This is a genomic window from Streptomyces yaizuensis (genome assembly GCF_034961445.1).
In the GTDB taxonomy this organism is placed as follows: domain Bacteria; phylum Actinomycetota; class Actinomycetes; order Streptomycetales; family Streptomycetaceae; genus Streptomyces; species Streptomyces yaizuensis.
Map to the genome: position 1 here is coordinate 913,182 of NZ_BSBI01000001.1, position 20,956 is coordinate 934,137.

The following is a 20,956-nucleotide window of genomic DNA, read 5'->3' on the forward strand; positions in this document are numbered from 1 at the left end:
GATGACGTCGACCGCGACACCCACGTTCTCCGTCTTCACCCCCAGCCACCGGCCGCGCTTCCTGGACGAGTGCCTGGCGACGCTCCAGGCGCAGTCCTGCCGGGACTGGGAGTGGATCGTCCTCCTCAACAACGGCGCCCGGTGGCGGCCCGAGCAGCCCGACGAGCGGGTCCGCGTGGAGATCGCCGACGAGATCCGGGGCGTCGGCGCGGCCAAGCGCAGGGCCTGCGAACTCGCCCGGGGCGAGATCCTGGTGGAACTCGACCACGACGACCTGCTCGCCCGCGACTGCCTGGCCGAGCTGGGCCGGGCGTTCGACGCGCACCCGGACGCCGTCTTCGTCTACAGCAACACCGCCCAGATCACCGAGGACGGCGGACGCGACGACTCCCGGTTCAACGAGACGCACGGCTGGCAGTACGAGGAGGTGACCGTCGACGGCCGGCAACTCCTGGCCGCCAGGACGATGGCACCGACACCGCACAACGTCTCCTACATCTGGTACGCGCCCAACCACGTGCGCGCGTTCCGCGCGGACGCCTACACCAAGGTCGGCGGCTACGACGCCACCCGCTCGGTCCTGGACGACCAGGACCTGATGTGCCGGCTCTTCCAGGTGGGCGACTTCCACCACATCGAACGCTGCCTCTACCTCCAGCGCATGCACGCGGGGAACACCCAGCGCGACGCCGAGGTCAACGCGCACATCCAGCGCGAGACGGTCGCGCTCTACGACAAGTACGTCGAGGCCAACGCCCTGGCCTGGAGCCGGCGCCAGGGGCTGCTCGCGCTGGACCTCGGCGCGGCCCACCGCAAGCCTCCGGGCTACCTGGGCGTGGACCAGTACCCGGGGGACGGCGTGGACATCGTCGCGACGCTGCCCGACCGGCTGGACCTGCCCGACGACTCGGTCGGCCTGATCCGCGCGGTGGACTTCCTGGAGCACGTGCCCGAGAAGGTGCCCCTGATCAACGAGTTGTACCGGCTGCTGGCGCCCGGCGGCATGCTGCTGACCACGACGCCCAGCTCGGACGGGCGCGGGGCCTACCAGGACCCCACGCACGTCGCGTTCTACAACGAGAACTCCTTCTGGTACTACACGGACGACCAGTACCGGGCGTTCGTCCCCGAGATCGAGGCGCGCTTCCAGAGTTCCCGTCTGGTGACGTACTTCCCGACGGAGTGGCACTCCTCGAAGAACATCTCCTACGTGGTCGCCAACCTCATCGCCATGAAGGACGGCGCCACCCGCTGCGGCGGACCACTGCTGGTCTGAAGCGGCACCCCGGCCCGCGGAGCGGCCCTCACCCCGGGAGTTCGCCGGCCAGGGTGGGGGCCGCCCCGCGAGCGGCCGCGGCCGGCTCCGCGAACCGGGGGGTCCGCAGGGCCGCCGCCAGCTGCTCCCGCCAGCCCGGCTGGCAAGGGAGCCCCGCGCGCGCCCAGCTCTCATGTCCCAGCACCCCGTACGCCGGCCGGACGGCGGGTCTCGGGAACGCGGCCGAGCCGACGGGACGCAGGCGCCCGGGATCGAGCCCGCTCAGCCGGTACACCTCCCGGGCCAGCCCGTACCAGGTCGTGCGCCCCGCCGCCGTACCGTGATAGACGCCCGCAGGGGCCCGTCCGGCCAGCGCGGCACGGCCGAGCGCGGCCACCTGCCGGGCGAGCGCCGCCGACCAGGTGGGCTGGCCGTACTGGTCCGCGACCACCTCCACGGTCGCCCTCCTGCGGGCGAGTTCCAGCATCGTGGCCACGAAGTTGCGCCCGTGCGCGCCGTAGAGCCAGGCGGTGCGCACGGTGTAGCCGGTACGGGGGAGCAGTTCGGCCACCATCCGTTCCCCCAGCAACTTGCCCCGGCCGTACGCGTTGAGCGGCCCGGTCGGCGCGTCCTCGGCATAGGGCCGGCCCGCGTCGCCGGGGAGGACGTAGTCGGTGGAGACGTGCAGCAGGACCGCCCCGGTCTCCGCGCAGGCCCGGGCGAGATGCCGTACGCCCGTGCCGTTGACGGCACTCGCCGCGGCCTCGTCCGCCTCGGCGCCGTCCACATCCGTCCAGGCGGCGCAGTTGACGACCACCCGGTGCCCGGCGACGGCGGCGCGCACCGCCTGCGGGTCGGTGATGTCCAGCTCGCCGCGGGTCCGCCCGGTCACCTCGGTGCCCGGGGCGGCGGCGAGTTCCGCCAGGACGTCCCGGCCGAGTATCCCGCCCGCGCCGGTCACCAGCCACGCCGGGCCCGCGGCCGACTCCCTCATACCCGCTCCGCCCCGGCCTTGAGCGGCTCCCACCAGCGGCGGTTCTCCCGGTACCAGTCGACGGTGGCCGCGAGACCCACCGCGAACGGGACCTGCGGCGCATAGCCGAGCTGTTCCCGGATCTTGCTGTCGTCCAGCGAGTAACGCAGGTCGTGGCCCTTGCGGTCGGCCACCCGGGTCACCCGGTCCCAGCCGGCGCCGACGGCGTCGAGGAGCAGCCCGGTCAACTCGTGGTTGCTGACCTCGGTCCCGCCGCCGATGTGATAGACCTCCCCGGGCCTGCCGCCGCGCAGGGCGAGTTCGATGCCGCGGCAGTGGTCGGAGACGTACAGCCAGTCCCGGATGTGGCGGCCGTCGCCGTAGAGGGGGACGGCCCTCCCGTCGATCAGGTGCGTGATGAACAGCGGGATGACCTTCTCGGGGAACTGGTGGGGCCCGTAGTTGTTGGTGCACCGGGTGATCACGACGTCCAGACCGTGGGTGCGGTGGTAGGCGAGGGCGAGGAGATCGGCCGCGCTCTTGGTGGCGGAGTACGGGGAGCTGGGCGCGAGCGGCCACTCCTCGGTCCACGAGCCCTCGCCGATCGATCCGTACACCTCGTCCGTCGACACCTGCACGAACCGGCCCACGCGGTGGCGCACCGCGGCGTCCAGAAGGACCTGGGTGCCGACGACATTGGTCCGCACGAAAGGCCCGGCCCCCTCGATCGACCGGTCCACGTGCGACTCGGCCGCGAAGTGCACGACGGCGTCCTGCCCTGCCGTCACCTGGTCGACCACATCGGGATCGCAGACGTCGCCGCGCACGAACCGGAACCCGGGACGGTGTGCGACGGACGCGAGGTTGTGCTCGACCCCTGAGTAGGTGAGCGCGTCGAGGACCGTGACATGGGCCGCCGGATCGGATCGCAGCCAGCCGCGGACGAACTCCGAACCGATGAACCCGGCCCCGCCGGTCACCAGGAGACGCATGTCCCTCCCGTCCCTCCCTCAGCTCCGGACCGCAGCCGTCGCCGATGGGCGACGCACTCCTCGTGGACGGGCAACAGGCCCCGCGACCCCGCCTCCGCCAGCGTGGGCGCCGACGCGTCCTTGTCGGACAGTTCCGGGGTGAGACCGTCGGGCCAGGCGATCGCCAGCTCCGGATCGAGCGGGTGGATCCCGAACTCCCGCTGCGGCGCGTAGCCTTCGGAACAGAGGTAGACCACGACGGAGCCCTCCTCCAGCGCCATGAAGGCATGGCCGAGACCCTCCGAGAGGTACACGGCCCGGTGCTCCCGGTCGTCGAGGCGCACCGCCTCCCACGTGCCGAAGGTCGGGGAACCGAGGCGGATGTCCACCACCACGTCGAGCACTGCCCCGCTGACGCACGTCACGTACTTGGCCTGCCCCGGCGGGACCGCGGCGCAGTGGATCCCCCGCAGGGTGCCCCGCCCGGACCGGGAGCAGTTCGCCTGCTCCAGCCGGAGCGGGTGACCGGTCAGCTCACGGAACCGGTCGGCCTTGAACCACTCATGGAAGCGTCCCCTCCGGTCAGTGAACACGTGTGGTCTGTCCACCCAGGCGCCTTCGATCCCCAGCGGTCTCACCTGTAGCGTTCCTTCCCTCTCCGCCGGCTTTCCGTCAGGCGGTCGCCACCGGGGGCCGCGCCTGCGCTCCGCCACCCCGCGGCGATACGACGGCGCACGGGCCCTCCTGGTCCAGCAGGTCCAGCAGGTACTGCCCGTAACCACTGGTGAGGAGCGGACGGGCCAGGGCGCGGAGCTGGTCGTCGTCGATCAGGCCGACCCGCCAGACCGCTTCCTCCACACAGCCGATCTTGAGGCCCTGGCGCTCCTCGACGACCCGGACAAACTCCGACGCCTGGACCATGGACGCGAAGGTCCCCGTGTCCAGCCAGGCGGTGCCCCGGTCGAGCCGGGTGACGCGGAGTTCGCCGGCCTCCAGGTAGGCGCGGTTGAGATCGGTGATCTCCAGCTCGCCCCGTGCGCTGGGCCGCAGCCCGCGGGCGATCTCCACGACGCGGTTGTCGTAGAAATACAGTCCGGGCACGGCGTACCGGGATCTCGGGCGGGCGGGCTTCTCCTCGATGGACAGCGCCCGGCCGTCGTCGTCGAACTCGACCACGCCGTAGGCCGAAGGATTCGCCACCTGGTACGCGAAGACATGACCGCCGTGCGTTCGGCCCTCCTGAGCCAGCCGGGCGCTCAGCCCCGAGCCATGGAAGATATTGTCGCCGAGGATCAGTGCGACGGATTCGTCCCCGATGAAATCGCAGCCCAGCAGAAACGACTGGGCGATTCCTTCCGGACGCTCCTGCGTCGCGTAGTCGATGCGCAGACCGAGCTGACCGCCGTCGCCGAGCAGTGAGCGGAACTGACCCTGATGTTCCGGCGTGGTGATGACGAGAACGTCGCTCACCCCTGCCAGCACCAGCGTGGAGAGCGGGTAATAGACCATCGGCTTGTCGAACACCGGCAGCAGCTGTTTGGAGACGGAACGGGTCAGCGGCCAGAGCCGCGATCCGGTGCCGCCGGCCAGCAGGATTCCACGCATCGGCAGTCGGGGCGCGGCGCCCGTCCGGCCCCGCTTCCACCCCTCCTCCTCTCGCTCTGTACCTGTGCTTTCCCGTATACGGTCAAACGGCCGTACGACTTATCGACGATCTTCACCCGCAGGACGGGACGGATTCTCAGAACACGCCGTGAGGGCCACCGTAGAGGAATCGTTACGCCCTTCACATGCGACACGCGACGGACGCGACGGAGTGCGCGGTCGGCCGATCCTCCGTGAACACGGCCCATTCACCGCTCGGTGTCCCCATTCGGGTGATGTTTTCCCACTGCCGTGGGCCATGTGCGTGCCCGGCTCTGATGGCTGTCGAAGATGACCCGGTTCATCATCTCTTATGAACGACATATACATGCGTCGTTCGGGTCGACGGTTGCCCTCCGCGGTAATCGCGCGGGGTCCTCCGGCCGCCCCTCACCTGGCAGCCGCGGCCCCTCTCCCTCCATTCTTCGCGAAAGGAATTCTGGTGAACCGTAAAACCATCGGCCGCAACCGGGTGAGAGCTGTCACCACGGTTTCGGCAGGTACGTTGGCCGCCGTGCTCAACGTCGCGCCGAGCGCGGTGGCCGTCGCCGATGCCGTGGAGCGCTCAGGGGCCCGGCACAGCCTGGGCCTGCCGGGGCCGAACGGGGCCATGACGGCGAGCGGACCGGAAGAGCACGCCGCCCGGGGAGGCGGCGACGGGAGCAAGGGCCCGCGGGGGCCGCAGGGACCGCAGGGCCCCCAGGGTGCCACCGGCCCCCAGGGCTCGCAGGGCGCCACCGGGGCCACCGGTCCGCAGGGCGCCGACGGCACGCAGGGCCCGAGGGGTCCGCAGGGCGCGAACGGCGTACAGGGGCCCCAGGGCACACAGGGGGCCAATGGCGTGAACGGAACGAACGGCACGCAGGGCCCCCAGGGCTCGCAGGGTGCCAACGGGGTGAACGGCGTACAGGGCCCCCAGGGCACGCAAGGCGCCAATGGAGTAAACGGAACGAATGGAACGAACGGCACCAACGGTTCGGATGGCCCACAGGGCTCCACCGGACCTCAGGGGCCGCAGGGCACGAACGGCACCCAAGGTCCTCAGGGCTCGCAGGGCTCCAATGGTACGAATGGCACGCAGGGTCCCCAGGGCACGCAGGGTACGCAGGGGACGCAAGGTACGAACGGCACGCAAGGGCCTCAGGGTACGCAGGGCACGCAGGGAACCCAGGGCACCAACGGTACGAATGGCACGCAGGGTCCCCAGGGCACGCAGGGGACGCAGGGCGCGAACGGCACCCAAGGGCCTCAGGGCACACAGGGCACCAACGGCACACAGGGAACGCAAGGCACGCAGGGCACGCAGGGAACCCAGGGCTCCACCGGCGCGCAGGGTCCGCAGGGCCCGGCGGCGCTGAGCACCTATGTCATCAGGGGGCCCCAGGCCACCCCGGTGCTCATCGGCGTGGGCGTGACGTCAACGGCCAACTGCCTGGGCACCGACGTGGCCACCGGCGGCGGCTTCGACACCTTCGGGCTTCTCGGCACGATCAACGTCATCGAGAACGCGCCGATTCCCAAGGCCGCCGGCACGCAGGCCGGGCCGGCCACCGGATGGCAGACCCAGGCCTCCGTCACGGTCCTCGGCGGCGGGTTCCAGTCCTACGTGGTCTGCGTGGCCCAGTAGTCCCGGACGGTACGCGCCGCTCCGGGACTCCGGCTCGTCACCGGCGGGCGGACGCGTACAGATGTGCCGGCCGGTGCGGTGGAGCTGTCTTCGGCGGCTCCACCGCACCAGCCGTCCGGCGGGTGCGATGGTCGAGTACGAGCCAGAGCTTCCCCGCCCCATGGCCAATACCTGACCGCTCGAACCGCCGGCAGGGAATGTCATTAGTCTGACCGCCATGGAGCTTCGGACCCTGGAGTACTTCGTAGCCGTCGCGGAAGAGGGATCCTTCACCAGAGCGGCCTCCCGCTGCCACGTCGTCCGGTCCGCGATCAGCCACCGGATCCGGGACCTGGAGAAGCAACTCGGCGAAGCGCTGTTCGAGCGGCTCCCGAGACAGGTCGTCCTCACCTCCGGCGGTGCCGCCCTGCTGCCCCATGCCCGTACCTGTCTGGCCGCCGTGACGGCCGCCGCCGCCGCATTCGACGACCACCCGCGGGACGTGAGCGGAGCGCTCTCGCTGGGAACCGTCGGAGGACTGGCCGGAACGGTCCTTCCCGGCCTGCTGGGCGCGTACCACCGCCGCCACCCCGGTGTGACGGTGAACCTTTCCGGAGCGTCGAGTCCATCGCTGACGAAGGCGGTCCGCGACGGCACCCTCGACGCCGCGGTGGTCGCGGAGCCGCGGGGCCACCCGTCCCGGTCCCTCGGTTCGCGGGTACTGCTCCACGACCGGATCATGGCGGTTCTCCCCGCCGGGAGCCGGGAGCCGGGCCGGCCACTGAGCCTCGAAGAGGTCTCCCGGAACGCGGTCATCACCTACGGGCCCGACAGCGGGGCCCACGGATTCATCCGTGACGCGTTCGCCGCGCGAGGGCTGGAGTTAGGTGTCAGCCATGCGACGAGTGACGTGGCGGTGCAGCTCGCGCTGGTCAAGGAGAGGATCGGCATCGCCCTGGCCCCCCGCTCCAGTCCGCTGCTGACCGCCGACCGCCGCACCGTAGCGGTACCGCTGGAACCGGCCATCTCCTTCCGGAAGATGTTCGTCTGGAGGCTCGACAACCAACTCGCCGCACCGCTGCGGGCCCTGCTCGGCCTGTGGACGGAACGGGCCGGCCGGCCCTCCGCCGGGGGGCCGGGGCCGCTCTTCGGCCCTCGCGCCTGACCCGGGCGGGCACAGCGGCAGATACCGGCAGTCCCTTCACACCGGCGCCCGGCCGACCCTCGGGTCCTCGGGTCCTCGGGCCGTCGGCACGGAAGACGGGGCGGCCCGTCTCGATCTCCCACTGGTCCGGGTCCGGGGAGGCATCCGGGTCGGGGGGTTGATTCCACGGCGCCGTGGGAGTACGCCCCGTGCCGCCGGCTTCCCGCGCCGCCACGGTGGGAAGGAAGTCTCTGGCACGGCCCACCGCACCACCCCGTGACCGGCGGAAGGGTGGCGTCGGCCCGGGCTGCGGGGCCGGGTGCGCGGATGCCCGGCAGGGGTGCCGGGGGAGAGGGAGGTGGCGCTCATGGGCGACGAGTCCGGTGAGTTCCGTGACGGAGCGGGAGCGGGAGCCGGTGACGGAACCGGGTCGGACAGGGGATTCGGATTCCGCAGGATCGAGCGCGGCGGGACGGCGGCCACGTGTCCCGTCGTACCGGGCGGCGACGGCGTGTGGGAGGTACGCGGATACGAGGAGGCGCGTGCCGTGCTGCGCACCACGGCGACGGTGCAGGCAGGGCTCGGGGTCGAGATGGTGTCGAAGATCCCCAAGCGCATCCGGCGGCCGGTCCTCTACCGGGACGGCCCCGAGCATCGCGAACACCGCCGCCAGACCGCGCGGTTCTTCACCCCGCGCCGCGTCGACGAGCACTACCGCGATGTCATGGTCCGCGTCGCGCAGGCCCGGATCGACCGGCTCCGGGCCGACGGCCGGGCGCCGCTGTCCGACCTCAGCTTCGATCTCGCGATCGAGGTGGCCTGCGCGGTCATCGGTCTGACGGACAGCAGGCCCGGTATCAAGGAACGGCTGGAGCGCTTCTTCCCGCAGCGGTTCGGTACACCGGGGCTGACGAGCCCGCAGGGCATCTACTGGATGCTGCGGCAGAACACCAACTGGCTGCGGGTGTACCTCGGCGACGTACGTCCCGCCGTACGGGCCCGCCGCCGCGTCCGGCGGGACGATCTCATCTCCCACCTCATCGACGACGGCTGCTCGGACGCGGAGATCCTCGGCGAGTGCCTCACCTTCGCGGCGGCGGGCATGGTCACCACCCGTGAGTTCATCAGCGCGGCGGCCTGGCACCTGTTCTCCGACGCCGGCCTGCTGGCGCACTACCGGGCCGCGGACGAGCCGGGCAGGCTCGCGGTGCTCGCGGAGATCCTGCGGCTCGAACCGGTCGTGGGCTGCCTCAGCCGCCGTACCACCGAACCGCTGGACCTGCCCGGCGCCGACGGCGGGAGAGTCACCGTTCCGGCCGGTGACCGCATCGACATCCTGCTCGACCACATCAACGTCGACGAACGGACCGTCGGGGAGCAGCCGCGCTGTCTGCGCCCGGGGCGCACCATGAAGGACGCCGGGGCACCGGGGCTGGCCTTCGGCGACGGCCCGCACAAGTGCCCGGGGCTGCACATCGCGCTCCTGGAGACGGATGTCTTCCTCAGCCGGCTCTTCGCCCTGCCCGGGGTGCGGATGGCGAGCCCGCCGACGATCGGCTTCATCGAGGCCATCGGCAGTTACGAGCTGCGGCACTGCGTAGTGGAGGTGGACGAGGCACAAGCGCCCTCGTCCGAGCGGCCGCCGGGTCCTGCGCTGTAGGTGTTCCGGCCCACCGTGCGGGCCGGAACGGGCCTCGGGGGGCGGCTCCTTCCTGCGCCTACGGGATCCTCACGCGCATGGGATCCTCACGCCTACGGGATTTTCACGCGTACGGGATCCTCAGAACCGCCCCGTCGGTTCCGGTCTGCACCTGGGAGGTGGCCTGGCCGAGCGCGTTCCAGATCTCCAGTCGGACCGTGCCGCCCACCAGGTCGCCCATGCCGCCGGTCACCGCCTTGACGCCCACCGCCTGCGTGTACTCCTCCCAGCCCGGGACCGGGTCGGTCGCGAAGTAGCGGTAGGTCTCGATCCGGTCGAACGTGCCGTCGCCGGTCAGGTCGTAGCCGACCCGGACCTGCGGGGCGAGCCCGACCGCCTCACCCGCGTCCACGCGGAGACGGAAGGCGGTCGCGGCGCCCGGCGTGAGCCTCCCGTCGACGTTCCTGATCTCGTAGACCGTCTGCCGGTAGGGGGTTCCGTCCCGGTTGACGCCGTCGGCCGAGGCCAGCGTGTCGGCTCCCGCCGGGTCGGTCGTGGCAGGGGTGAGGATCCCGCCGGTCCTGAGCCGGAAGGTGTGGCCGGCCGGCGGGCCGGGCTCCTGCGGCCCGGTGCCGGTCGCCGTCGAGCGGGCGGGTACGGACAGGGTCCTGCCGTCGGAGAAGGTCACCGTGCGGGCGGCGGGGCCGTGGTTGTGGGCGGCGTAGGTGCGGATGCCGTTCCCGCTGAAGACGGCGGACGTCGGGATGTCCCCGCTCACCGTCGTATCGGGTGCGCCGAGTGTGGCCAGTGTGGAGATCCAGTGGTAGGTGTGCGCCCTGGACTCGCCCTGCTCGGGGGTGTAACCCGTGTGCCCCGCGTCCCACTTGGACTTCGCGGCCGCCGGGTCGGCCAGCGACTCGAACTCCCACAGCAGGTCGCGCCACTCCTGGGCGGGGCCGCCGTTCTCGCGCTCCATCTCCGCGATGTTCCGTTCGATGGCCGCCTTCTCCCGCGCCAGATGCAGCGAACCGCCGGTGACGGGCAGGACGTTGATGCCGTGGATCTCCTCCGGGTTCGCGGTCCACCAGGTGGCGTACGCGCCGCCGCTGCCCCAGACCATGCCGACGGTGTCGTGGCCGAAGGAGGCGGGGAAGACCTGCTGGTCCGCGTCGAACCAGTACTGGGTGATCGCGTCGGACTCGGTGGTCAGCAGATAGCTGCCGAGGTCGCGCAGCGCGGTGTCGCCGGTGGCCGAGCCCCACAGGACGAGTGCGGCGCTGAGGTTGACGGACTCCGACGAGGACTCCTGGTTGTTGCCCGCCGCGAAGCCCTGGTGGCCGGAGGCCCAGCTGTGGCCCGCGTACACGTCGAAGCCGCGCAGGAAGGGATAGGCTGAATCGGTGCGGCTGGGATTGGCGGTGTCGCGCACCAGATGCCCGACCATGGCGCCCCACGCTCCGTCGGCCGCCCAGGCCGGGTCGTACTGGGCGACGACCGCCGCCGCGTACACGTAGTAGCCGTAGTGGAAGTGGTGGTCGTTCAGCTCGGTGTCGCTGCCGTACGACGCCGGGTAGCCGGTGAGGGTCTTCCAGCCGGTGTCGTAGGCGAACTGGCCGGCGCCGCCCGCCGTGAACCACTCCTGGAGCCGGCCCTTCAGCAGGCCGATGAGCCTGTCGCGCACGGCGCTCTGCCCGATCTGGTCGGCGACCGGCACCAGCTGCGCGAGCCGGCCGAGCGCCTTGCCCGTCCAGTAGGTGTCCGTGGCCCCCGAGAAGGGGTCGGGGGCGTTCACCACCTCGTTGAGGTACCCGGTCAGCCGTGCCCGATCGACACCGCCGGACGCCGGCAGGGCGGGCAGGACGCCGCCGCCGCGCCGGCCGGTGGTGAAGGAGGCGGACTCCCGTACCTTCATCGTGCCGCGCGGGGAGACATAGGTGTACGGCGTCAGCGTGTCGGTGGTGTGCAGCCACTGGTGGCGGTAGAGGGCCTGGAGCGTGCCGCGCTCGGTGCCCTCCTTGGCCTCCGTGGTCAGGGTGTACGTGGCCCTGACCATGCCGCCGGTGGTCTGCCAGGCCACCCGGGAGCCGGTGACGAAGCTGAAGGCGTACGTGCGGTAGGTCGCGAGCGCGCCGGTGGTGGGCAGGACCGCGAGCGAGAAGTAGTCCCGGGAGCCGAGTCCGGCGGTGATCGTGGAACCGGAGAGGGTCCAGTCGCTGCCGGTGGGGGCGAAGAGGGCGTAGTGGTGTCCGGCGACGGTGATGCCGAGGACGTTGCCGTCGTCAGCGAAGACGGTGGGCGCGGCGGCGGTGGTGATCCGGGCGTCGCCGCCGGAGCCCCTGGCGTACACGAAGGGCATGCCGTGGCCGATGGTGGCCCGGAAGGTGCGGGTGCCGTCGGCCCAGTAGGGGGTGACCGTCCAGTCGGACCAGGCGTCGGCCCTGGTGTCGGGGGAGTGGAGGCCGCTGAGCCCGACGGTCAGGTCGGCCCGGTGGGGGTACTCGTACTGCCGGCCCTCGCCGACGATCACGGGCACGGTCGGGTAGCCGACCTCAAGGCCGGAGGCCTTCGCCTGGTAGGTGAGGGGGTGGCCGTACATCGGGGTGGAGTACGGGTTGTCGCCGTAGCGCTGGTAGGCGAGGGAGGACCACCAGTCGTTGGTCGGGACCGGCTTGTCCCGGGCGGCGGCGGTCAGCTTGGGCGTGACGGGAGCGCCGGTGCTGGTCGTCGGCCCCAAGGTGCCGGGCGGGCGGGTGTCGGTGTAGCTGCCGGAGCCGGCGGGGACGGTGGCGGCCGCCACCGGGGCCGCCGAGGGGCCCAGAGCGACGGCGGCCAGGACGAGAGCCGAGGTCAGCGCCGATGCGCATCGGGAGAGGGAGGCTTGCACGGGCAGCACCTCGGCAATCATGCGGAAGTCATGGGGGGAAGAGCGTTTTCGGGAGCGCTGTCACAGTGCTCGGCCGCGGGAGGGGTGAGCGGAAGGCGCCTGAAGGACACGGGTCCGGGTTCAGGCGCCTTCTCGCGGATTTCTAGAAGAATCCCAGCTTCTTCGGTGAGTACGACACCAGGAGATTCTTCGTCTGCTGGTAATGGTCCAGCATCATCCGGTGCGTCTCCCGGCCGATCCCCGACTGCTTGTAGCCGCCGAAGGCCGCGTGCGCCGGATAGGCGTGGTAGCAGTTGGTCCAGACCCGGCCGGCCTGGATCGCCCGGCCCGCGCGGTACGCCGTGGAGATGTCACGGGTCCAGACCCCCGCGCCCAGACCGTACAGGGTGTCGTTCGCGGTCTTGATGGCGTCGTCGAAGTCGGAGAACGAGGTCACCGCGACGACCGGGCCGAAGATCTCCTCCTGGAAGATCCGCATGCGGTTGTCACCCTCGAAGATCGTCGGCTGGACGTAGTAGCCGCCCGCCATGTCCCCGTCGTACTCGATCCGTTCGCCCCCCGTCAGCACCTTGGCCCCCTCCTGCCGGCCGATGTCCAGATAGGAGAGGATCTTCTGGAGCTGGTCGTTGGAGGCCTGCGCGCCGATCATCGTGTCCGTGTCCAGGGGATGGCCGGGCACGATCAGCTCGGTGCGGGCGGTGGCGGCTTCCAGGAACTCGCGGTAGTGGCCGCTCTGGATCAGCGCCCGCGACGGACAGGTGCAGACCTCGCCCTGGTTCAGGGCGAACATCGTGAAGCCTTCCAGGGCCTTGTCCCGCAGGTCGTCGTCGGCGGCCCAGATGTCGTCGAAGAAGAGGTTCGGCGACTTCCCGCCGAGTTCCAGGGTGACCGGTTTGATGTTCTCGGAGGCGTACTGCATGATCAGCCGGCCGGTCGTGGTCTCGCCGGTGAAGGCCACCTTCGCCACCCGGGGGCTGGACGCCAGCGGCTTGCCCGCCTCCACCCCGAAACCGTTGACGATGTTGAGGACCCCGTCGGGCAGCAGGTCGGCGACGAACCCCAGCCAGACATGGATGGACGCGGGGGTCTGCTCGGCCGGCTTGAGGACCACGGCGTTCCCCGCGGCCAGCGCCGGAGCGAGCTTCCATGTCGCCATCAGGATCGGGAAGTTCCACGGAATGATCTGGGCGACCACCCCCAGCGGCTCGTGGAAGTGGTACGCCACCGTGTCGTCGTCCAGCTCGCTGAGGGTGCCCTCCTGGGCGCGCAGCGCGCCCGCGAAGTAGCGGAAGTGGTCGATCGCCAGCGGAATGTCCGCCGCCAGGGTCTCCCGTACGGGCTTGCCGTTCTCCCAGCTCTCCGCGACCGCCAGCTCCTGGAGATGCTCCTCCATCCGGTCGGCGATCCGCAGCAGGACGCCCGCGCGCTCCCCGGGCGCCGTACGCCCCCATGCGGGGGCCGCCGCGTGCGCCGCGTCGAGGGCGCGTTCCACGTCCTCCGCGGTGCCCCGGGCGATCTCGGTGAACGGGCGGCCGTCCACCGGACTCGGGTTCTCGAAGTACCCCCCACGGGCCGGGGGGACGTACGCCCCGCCGATCCAGTGGTCGTAGCGCGACCGGTACGAGACGATCGCGCCGTCACTGCCCGGAGCTGCGAATCGCGTCATGAACTGAGCCTCCCGGTGACTCCCCGCGCCGTCCGCCGTCGGACGGCGCCCACGGCGAGGCTAGGATCCGCGACGTTGCAAGGGCGTTGCGGGGGCGCGTACCGGCCAGTGGCCGGGACACGCTGTCCGGGCACCGCCCACCCGGCCGTTCGCGGCGCGTGGCCGGGGCGGGCGGGGCCGGCCGCCCGGGCCGGGTCTCAGGACCAGCGCAGCCCGCCGTCCAGCTCCCGGACCCGGGCCAGCGCGGGTGGCCGCTGTGGTTTCGGCAGTACGGAGGCCAGCGCCCGCCACACCGGCAGATCGTCCTCGCCCCAGGGGCTGTACGCCCAGTCGCGCAGCAGCCCCGGGTCACCGCGGGCGATCAGCGCCGCCCGTAACTGGTCCGCGAGCCGCCGGCGCAGCCGCACCACCGCCGGCGCCCGGGAGGCGGGCAGCAGCGGACCCGCGTACGCGTGCAGCGCCCCCGTCACCGCGCCCGACGCGAGCCGCCGGTTCACCGTGCCGAAGTCGGAGTCGACCCGCTGGGTGAGCCGGTACGGCCGCGAGCGCAGCGCGTCGGACCCCAGCAGCCCGCGCAGCCGGTGCAGTTCGGCCCGGAGCGTGACCGGGGTGACCGACTCGTCCTCGTACAGCTCCACCAGGAGTTCGTCGCCGCCCGTCCCTTCCGGGCGGTGCGCCAGCAGCACCAGGATCTCGCTGTGCCGCCGGCTCAGCCGGACGGTGTGTCCACCGGTCGTCAGCAGGGCCTCGTCGCGGCCGAGTGCCCGCAGGTGGACACTGTCCGGGGCCGGCGCGGGCGCCAGCAGCGCGAGCTGCGACTCGGCCGCCCGCGCGACCGCCGTGACGAAGGCCAGGCTGTGGGGGTGCGCCAGCCGGTCCCCACCGGTGATGTCGACGGCGCCCAGCAGCCGCCCGCTCGCCGGGTCGTGGACGGGGGCCGCCGCACACGTCCACGCGTGCACCGGGCGGCGGAAGTGCTCGGCGGCGAAGACCTGCACCGGACGGTCGACGGCGAGCGCCGTCCCGGGCGCGTTGGTCCCGGCCGCCGACTCCGCCCAGCGGGCGCCGGGGACGAAGTTCATGAGGTCCGCCCGGCGCCGGGTCGCCGGTGGCCCGTCGACCCACAGCAGCCGCCCGTGCGCGTCGCACACCGCCACCAGATGGTCGCCGTCGCGGGCGTAGCCCCCGGTCAGCTCGCGGATCAGCGGCATCGCCCGGGCCAGCGGATGGTCCTCACGGCAGGCGCTGAGGGCGTCGTCGTCGAGTTCGACGCCCGCGATGCCCTCGGGGCTCACCCGGGCCCGTTCCGATCTGCGCCAGGATTCGGCCACGACGGCGCGTACCGGCTGTTCGACCCGGCCCACCGTCCGGTAGACGTCGTACGCCCGGCGCAGTTCCGCGTTCCGCCGGGCCGGATCGTCGCCGGAATCCAGCGCCACCCACGCCTCGCTCATAGCGGGAGCCCTTCCCTGTCGGTGCCCGGGGCACCCATGGTCGCGCGCGGCGGCACGGGCCCTTCCGTCAGGCGACGTTGACCAGCCGGACATAGCGGGTCCAGTCCCAGAAGGCGCCGGGGTCGCCATGGGTGGCGCCGGGGACCTCGTGGTGGCCGATGATGTGCGTACGGTCCTTGGGGATGCCGTACCGGTCGCAGACCGCCGCCGTGAGCGCGGCGGACCGCTCGTACAGCGCCGGGGTGAAGTACGCCGGCCGGTCCACCCAGCCCTCGTGCTCGATACCGACGCTGTGGGTGTTCCACCCCCAGTTGCCCGCGTGCCAGGCGATGTCCCGTTCCCGTACGCACTGGGCCACCACCCCGTCGGCGGAGCGCACCACGTAGTGCGCGGAGACCCTGCGGGCCGGGTCGCGGAAGATGGCGAGCGTGTCGTCGAAGGTCTCCTGGGTGACATGGACGACCACATGGGTGATCCGGTACGCGGAGGGGCGGTTCGACGCCGTCCGGTTGGACGCGGACGCCGGGACCCACAGCGCCCCCGGATCGTCGGCCCGCTCCGGCCGGGGGTACGCGGCGGCCGAGGGGGCACCGGCCAGCGGCGGCAGCGCGGCCCCGGCGGACACGGCCGCGGCGGCCCTCAGTACGTCTCTGCGTTCCATGGAGCCTCTCCAGACCGTCGCGGGCGGGGACGGGGACGACGGCCTTCCGCCGCGCGACACCGGGGAGGCCGCCAGCAGGATCTCCTGCCGGAGGCGGTTCGCCGGGGATGTCGGCGCCGCACCGTGTCGGCGGTGCCGCCGGGACGGTGATGGGGGTGTCGGCTTCAGTCGGCTTCACGGGATCACGCGGACGGGGAACGGACCGGTTCGGGCGGCACCACGGTACGGCGACGGAACGCCGTGGGGAAGGAGTTCCCCGCAACTCGGCGCGAATCAACCCCATCTGTGATAAAGGGGGGTGACGGGTGAGCGCTGTCCGGCCGACCGCCCGCCGCCCCGGTCCACAACGCCGGACGGGGCGCGGGCCGGACCGGCGGCACACGGAGCACCGCACCGGTACGCCCGACGGCCCACCGGTCCCTGACGCGGTATACCGGTACCGACGCCCGCCGTGCGGGTACGGGCCCCTCCCCGGCGGGTATCGGGAGGACCGACCCCGCGGCAGCGCCGGGGCAGCCGGCATCCCGGGGGCGGCGGCCGTCCCGCATCCGCCGCCCCCGGGGACGCTCAGCCCGTCTCGCCCAGGGCCTCCGCCAGCGCCGCCGCCGGATCCCCCGCGCAGGGCCCCGACGGCACCCAGCGCCCCGCCTCCCGGTGGAACGGCCACCAGCGGCCGTCGGCACCCACCCGCAGCTGCGCGTCCCGGCCCACGACCGTCCAGCGCCCCGCGCCGGCGGCCCGCAGCCGGGGCCGCTCCGTGCCCTCCCAGGCCGACTCCAGCGCCGCGGCAGCCCGGTCCAGCACCACCGGCCCCGGCGGGCCCACCCCGTCGAGCACCGCGAGCGCGTCCGCGCCCCCGGCACGCCAGGCCCGTACAGCCGTCTCCAGACCGGCCCGCTGCCGTCCCGTACCGGCCGCCAGCCGCGCCAGGACCGCAGGCCCCGGCGCCGCGGCGGCCAGCCGTACCGCGTCCTGGTCGTACGTCAGCCCACCGACCGGTGACGCCGGTCCCGGCCGGCGTCCGTGCTCCGGGGAGAGCGCCGCCAGGAGCATCCGCCGGGCCCGCGCGGCGGCATCACCGGCCAGGAACCCCAGCGCCCGCGGATCGATCCCCGCCGGATCGGCCTCGGCGTCCAGGACCGGCACCGGACCCGGAGCCCCGGGCACCGGCACCGGGGCGGGCAGCGGCGGCAGCGAACCGGCCGCCGCGTACACCCGGTCCGCCGGTACGCCCCGGGGCTCCTGCGGTACCCCGCCCCCGGCACCCCCCTCCACGGCCCCGGCCGCCCGCGCCGCGCTGCGCTCCTGCAACTCGCGCAGAAGACGCCGCTCACCACGCCCCCGCACCAGCAGCAGCACCCACGGGTCCCGGTCGAGCAGCCGGGCCAGCTGGTAGGCGAGCGCGGCGGTGTGCGGACACAGGTCCCAGGCGCCACAGCCGCACTCGGGCTCCAGATCGCCGATCCCCGGCAGCAGGTCCACCCCCGCCGTCGCCGCGTCCTCCACCAGATGCGGGGGCATCTCCCGGTCCAGCAGCGCCGCGATATGCCCGGCGCTGTCCACCGCCATGTCCAAAAACCGCTCCCAGGCGGGCTCCGTCAGCTCGGTCAGCAGAACGTCGGCGCGGTGCCCCGTGCCGTCCCGGTCCCGCACCACGGCGGTGATCCGGCCGGGCCGCACCGACACCGCCCCGACGGCGCCCGAGCGGGCGATCCGGCGGCCCCGGGTGAGCTGTTCGGAGTCGAGCGCCGTCCCCTCCAGAGCGGACAGCCACGCCTGCCCCCACCACGTGCCGGCGAAACCCCGCCCGCTGACGGGCGGCATTGCGGCGAACGTCCGCTCGCCGTCCGGACCGCCGCTCCCGCCGTTGGTGCCGTTGGTGTCCGCCGTGTCCTCCCCCTCGTCGTGGCCGCTGAAGCCGTCGTCGCCCTCGTCGTGCATGTCCTGCTCGTCGTAGCGGCCGTAGGCGCCGTATCCGTCGTTCATCGGCGTCCGCCGTCCTCTCGCAGCTCGACCAGTTCCGCCAGTTCCGCGTCGCTCAGCTCCGTCAGGGCGGCCTCCCCGGAGCCGAGGACCGCGTCCGCCAGCTCCTGCTTGCGTGCCAGCAGCGCCGCGATCCGGTCCTCCACGGTGCCCTCGGCGATCAGCCGGTGGACCTGGACCGGACGGGTCTGCCCGATGCGGTACGCGCGGTCCGTCGCCTGCGCCTCCACCGCCGGGTTCCACCAGCGGTCCAGATGGACGACATGCTCCGCCCGGGTCAGATTCAGACCCGTGCCCGCCGCCTTCAGGGAGAGCAGGAAGACGGGGACCTCACCGCGCTGGAAACGGGCCACCATCGCCTCGCGCCCCGCCACCGGCGTACCGCCGTGCAGCAGCTGCGTCCCGATGCCCCGCGCCGCCAGATGCCGCTCCACCAGCCGCGCCATCTGCACATACTGGGTGAACACCAGCACGCTCGCCCCCTCGGCGAGAATCGTGTCGAGGAGTTCGTCCAGCAGCTCCAGCTTGCCCGAACGCCCGCCCAGCACGGGGCTCTCCTCCTTGAGGTACTGGGCGGGATGGTTGCAGATCTGCTTCAGCGACGTCAGCAGCCGCACCACCAGACCGCGCCGCTCCATGCCGTGCGCTCCGGAGATCGCCTCCAGGGTCTCCCGGACCACCGCCTCGTACAGGCCCGCCTGTTCGGGCGTGAGGGCCACGGCACGGTCCGTCTCCGTCTTCGGCGGCAGCTCCGGCGCGATCCCGGGATCCGACTTCCGCCGGCGCAGCAGGAACGGCCGTACCAGCGCCGCCAACCGCCGGGCCGCCGCCGGATCGCCGCCCTCAGCCGCCTGCGCGACGTGCCGCCGGAACGTGCCGAGCCGGCCGAGCAGCCCCGGGGTGGTCCAGTCGAGGATCGCCCACAGCTCGGAGAGATTGTTCTCGACGGGGGTTCCGGTCAGGGCCACACGGGCCTTCGCCGGCAGGGTGCGCAGCTGTCGCGCGGTCGCCGAGTACGGATTCTTGACGTGCTGCGCCTCGTCGGCGACGACCAGTCCCCAGGTGGTACGGCCGAGCCGTTCGGCGTCGAGCCGCATGGTGCCGTACGTGGTGAGGACGAACGAGCCGTCGGCGGGCCGGTCCAGGTTCCGGGAGGAGCCGTGGAAGCGGACCACCGGGGTGCCGGGCGCGAACCGTTCGATCTCCCGCTGCCAGTTGCCCAGCAGGGACGTCGGGCAGACGACCAGGGTGGGGCCCGCGGTCGACTCCTCCTCCTGGCGGCGCAGATGGAGGGCGATGAGGGTGATGGTCTTGCCGAGTCCCATGTCGTCGGCGAGGCAGCCGCCGAGGCCCCATCCGGTCATCCGGTCCAGCCAGTTCAGGCCACGCAGCTGGTAATCGCGCAGGGTCGCCGCGAGCGCGGCGGGCTGCGCCGCTCCGCTGCCGTCCTCGGGGTCGGCGATCCTGTCCCGCAGCCGTGCGAGGGCGCCGGCCGCCTCGGCCTGAACCGGGCGGCCGTCCAGTTCGACGGTGCCGGTCAGCGCCGCGTGCAGGGCGTCGGCGGCGGAGATCCCGCCGTCGGCGGGGTCCTGGGCGAACCGGACCTCGTCGGGGTCGACGAGCACCCACTGGTCGCGCAGCCGGACCAGCGGCCGCTTCGTCTCGGCCAGCCGGTCGAGTTCCTGCCGGGTCAGCGGCCGGTCGCCGAGCGCGAGATGGCGCCGGAGCGCGAACGGGGCACCCGCCCCCAGCAGCGACGGCAGCGAGGAGAGCGATGAGGACCCACCGGAGCCGCTGCCGCCGACGCCGCTGTCCCCCGCCGCGGGCTCCGCGCCGGGCGCCGGGTGGTCGCCGGGCAGGCCGACGACGACGCGCGCGGTGAGCCGGTCGGACAGTTCCTTGGGCCAGTGGAGCGCGACTCCGCAGGCGGCGAGGGTTTCGGCCGCGCCGCCGAGGAGTTCGGCCACGTCCTCGTCGGCGAGATCGAGTGCGTCGGGCACGGCCTCCCGCAGCAGCGGGGTCAGCGCGGGCCAGGCCCGTACCGCCCGGCGGAGGGCGAGCAGCGCGTCCATCCGCGCGCGCGGACCGAACGCGCCGTGGTGGCCGTCCCCGTCCGCCCAGACGTCGGCGGCGTCCGCGACCGTGGTCGGGTCGTCGGCGCTGTGCATCTGGAGCACGGCCCGGAAACCGGGCTCCGCGGCCGTTTCGCCGCCGGCGGACGTGAACGGGTCTTCGGTGAGTTCGAGACGCAGGGAGATGCGGACAGCGGCGTCGTGGGCCGCCGCGATGTCGGCGGCCCACGCCCGCAGCTCCGGCCGGGGCCGCAGCTCGGTCGCGGCGAACGCCGGACCCCCGGCCGCGGTGGCCGCCGCCGGGGTACGCGGCAGTACGTCGGCGACCGCGTCGAGGAAGGAGCGCAGCAGCCGCTCCGGCTCCGGCAGCAGCGGCACACCGGGTACCGGGGCACCCGCCCCGGTCTCCAGCGGGACGGCGTGGGCGGCCGGAGGCATCGCCGCGGCGAGCGCGCGGATCCCCTCCAGGTCCTCGGCGGACAGGGGGCCCATCCGCCACGAGTCGTGGTCCTGGGCGGTCAGCCCCGGCAGCAGCAGGCCACGGGCGGTGAAATGGAGCGCCAGCACCGCGGCGGCGCCCCAGAACGCCAGGGAGGGGGAGGCGTCGGGGGCAATGCGGGCCCGGGTGAGCAGGGGCAGCGCCTCCGGGACGGCGAGGAGGAGCGCGGGCACGGTGCGCGGCCGCAGGTCCTCGCCGACGACGGTCAGCGTCCCGGCCGCCCCCGCCGTCGGTGCGGTGGTCGTGTCCGGGACGCCGGAGGCGTCCGGGGCCGCCGGGGTGCGCGGGGCCAGGGACGGGTGGGGGACCGGCGTGCCGGCGGGGTGCCAGAGGGCAACCCGGCCCTCGCGGGCAGGCTCACCCGGGAGGAAGACCGCGCAGGCGCCGGCGAGGGGGTCGGGGGAGTCGAGCGGGTCGGGGGAGGTCGTTGCCGCGGAGGGGCTGTGCACAGCGATGACGCATTCCTCAAACTTGACTAGTGGAGCCGAGAGTCGCCGATAGTACA

General features: G+C 73.0%; 14 protein-coding genes. 4 read left to right on the top strand and 10 right to left on the bottom strand.

The genetic code is table 11. The features are described 5' to 3' along the window. Window position 1: 1 nt before the first annotated feature. Window positions 2–1,276 carry a glycosyltransferase gene (locus tag SYYSPA8_RS03370; RefSeq protein WP_323445372.1) on the top strand — a complete coding sequence of 425 codons (1,275 nt, stop codon included), beginning with the start codon at window positions 2–4 and terminating at the stop codon, window positions 1,274–1,276. 28 nt (window positions 1,277–1,304) lie between these two features. On the opposite strand, the gene rfbD is transcribed toward SYYSPA8_RS03370, so the two are convergent. From rfbD to rfbA, 4 genes are read right to left on the bottom strand one after another with little or no spacing between them, the layout of a single operon-like run. Continuing rightward, window positions 1,305–2,249, bottom strand: a complete 945-nt coding sequence (gene rfbD / locus SYYSPA8_RS03375; protein WP_323445373.1) for a dTDP-4-dehydrorhamnose reductase — start codon at window positions 2,247–2,249, stop codon at window positions 1,305–1,307. Next, window positions 2,246–3,220, bottom strand: a complete 975-nt coding sequence (gene rfbB, locus SYYSPA8_RS03380) for a dTDP-glucose 4,6-dehydratase (RefSeq protein WP_323445374.1) — start codon at window positions 3,218–3,220, stop codon at window positions 2,246–2,248. The genes rfbD and rfbB overlap by 4 nt, the downstream gene beginning before the upstream one ends. Further along, window positions 3,205–3,837, bottom strand: a complete 633-nt coding sequence (locus SYYSPA8_RS03385; protein WP_323445375.1) for a dTDP-4-dehydrorhamnose 3,5-epimerase family protein — start codon at window positions 3,835–3,837, stop codon at window positions 3,205–3,207. Before SYYSPA8_RS03385 ends, rfbB begins: the two co-directional genes overlap by 16 nt. A 34-nt stretch (window positions 3,838–3,871) precedes the next feature. After that, complete coding sequence (gene rfbA, locus SYYSPA8_RS03390; protein ID WP_323445376.1) at window positions 3,872–4,804, bottom strand: glucose-1-phosphate thymidylyltransferase RfbA; 933 nt, start codon at window positions 4,802–4,804, stop codon at window positions 3,872–3,874. A 481-nt stretch (window positions 4,805–5,285) separates the two neighbouring features. Here rfbA and SYYSPA8_RS03395 point away from each other — a divergent pair, with 481 nt between their 5' ends. From SYYSPA8_RS03395 to SYYSPA8_RS03405, 3 genes are all read left to right on the top strand, one after another. Next, entirely contained in the window at window positions 5,286–6,470 is a 1,185-nt protein-coding gene (locus SYYSPA8_RS03395) for a collagen-like domain-containing protein (RefSeq protein WP_323445377.1), read from the top strand. Between the two features lie 217 nt (window positions 6,471–6,687). Then, window positions 6,688–7,614 carry a LysR family transcriptional regulator gene (locus tag SYYSPA8_RS03400; protein ID WP_323445378.1) on the top strand — a complete coding sequence of 309 codons (927 nt, stop codon included), beginning with the start codon at window positions 6,688–6,690 and terminating at the stop codon, window positions 7,612–7,614. 346 nt (window positions 7,615–7,960) lie between these two features. Next, window positions 7,961–9,253 (top strand): cytochrome P450, encoded by a 1,293-nt coding sequence (locus SYYSPA8_RS03405; protein WP_323445379.1) that lies wholly within the window; start codon window positions 7,961–7,963, stop codon window positions 9,251–9,253. A 103-nt stretch (window positions 9,254–9,356) separates the two neighbouring features. On the opposite strand, the gene SYYSPA8_RS03410 is transcribed toward SYYSPA8_RS03405, so the two are convergent. The 6 genes from SYYSPA8_RS03410 to SYYSPA8_RS03435 form a co-directional block, all read right to left on the bottom strand. Then, window positions 9,357–12,134, bottom strand: a complete 2,778-nt coding sequence (locus SYYSPA8_RS03410) for a glycosyl hydrolase (RefSeq protein ID WP_407705894.1) — start codon at window positions 12,132–12,134, stop codon at window positions 9,357–9,359. 124 nt (window positions 12,135–12,258) lie between these two features. Next, window positions 12,259–13,782, bottom strand: coding sequence for an acetaldehyde dehydrogenase ExaC (exaC, locus tag SYYSPA8_RS03415; RefSeq protein ID WP_323445381.1), 1,524 nt, complete (start codon window positions 13,780–13,782; stop codon window positions 12,259–12,261). A gap of 197 nt (window positions 13,783–13,979) precedes the next feature. After that, window positions 13,980–15,236 (bottom strand): GAF domain-containing protein, encoded by a 1,257-nt coding sequence (locus tag SYYSPA8_RS03420; RefSeq protein ID WP_323445382.1) that lies wholly within the window; start codon window positions 15,234–15,236, stop codon window positions 13,980–13,982. Between the two features lie 67 nt (window positions 15,237–15,303). After that, entirely contained in the window at window positions 15,304–15,897 is a 594-nt protein-coding gene (locus tag SYYSPA8_RS03425) for an N-acetylmuramoyl-L-alanine amidase (protein WP_323445383.1), read from the bottom strand. Window positions 15,898–16,464: 567 nt separating this feature from the next. Then, a complete protein-coding gene (locus tag SYYSPA8_RS03430) occupies window positions 16,465–17,883 on the bottom strand; it encodes an SWF or SNF family helicase (RefSeq protein WP_407705889.1) in 1,419 nt (472 codons plus the stop codon). Then, complete coding sequence (locus SYYSPA8_RS03435) at window positions 17,880–20,900, bottom strand: DEAD/DEAH box helicase (protein WP_323445384.1); 3,021 nt, start codon at window positions 20,898–20,900, stop codon at window positions 17,880–17,882. Before SYYSPA8_RS03435 ends, SYYSPA8_RS03430 begins: the two co-directional genes overlap by 4 nt. Window positions 20,901–20,956 lie beyond the last annotated feature (56 nt).

What these genes read in the sequence shown, in the direction of transcription:
- SYYSPA8_RS03370 (WP_323445372.1), top strand. Translation starts at nt 2, where the DNA reads ATGACGTCGACCGCGACACCCACGTTCTCCGTCTTCACCCCCAGCCAC.
- rfbD (WP_323445373.1), bottom strand. Translation starts at nt 2,249, where the DNA reads ATGAGGGAGTCGGCCGCGGGCCCGGCGTGGCTGGTGACCGGCGCGGGC.
- rfbB (WP_323445374.1), bottom strand. Translation starts at nt 3,220, where the DNA reads ATGCGTCTCCTGGTGACCGGCGGGGCCGGGTTCATCGGTTCGGAGTTC.
- rfbA (WP_323445376.1), bottom strand. Translation starts at nt 4,804, where the DNA reads ATGCGTGGAATCCTGCTGGCCGGCGGCACCGGATCGCGGCTCTGGCCG.
- SYYSPA8_RS03400 (WP_323445378.1), top strand. Translation starts at nt 6,688, where the DNA reads ATGGAGCTTCGGACCCTGGAGTACTTCGTAGCCGTCGCGGAAGAGGGA.
- SYYSPA8_RS03405 (WP_323445379.1), top strand. Translation starts at nt 7,961, where the DNA reads ATGGGCGACGAGTCCGGTGAGTTCCGTGACGGAGCGGGAGCGGGAGCC.
- exaC (WP_323445381.1), bottom strand. Translation starts at nt 13,782, where the DNA reads ATGACGCGATTCGCAGCTCCGGGCAGTGACGGCGCGATCGTCTCGTAC.
- SYYSPA8_RS03420 (WP_323445382.1), bottom strand. Translation starts at nt 15,236, where the DNA reads ATGAGCGAGGCGTGGGTGGCGCTGGATTCCGGCGACGATCCGGCCCGG.
- SYYSPA8_RS03425 (WP_323445383.1), bottom strand. Translation starts at nt 15,897, where the DNA reads ATGGAACGCAGAGACGTACTGAGGGCCGCCGCGGCCGTGTCCGCCGGG.
- SYYSPA8_RS03430 (WP_407705889.1), bottom strand. Translation starts at nt 17,883, where the DNA reads ATGAACGACGGATACGGCGCCTACGGCCGCTACGACGAGCAGGACATG.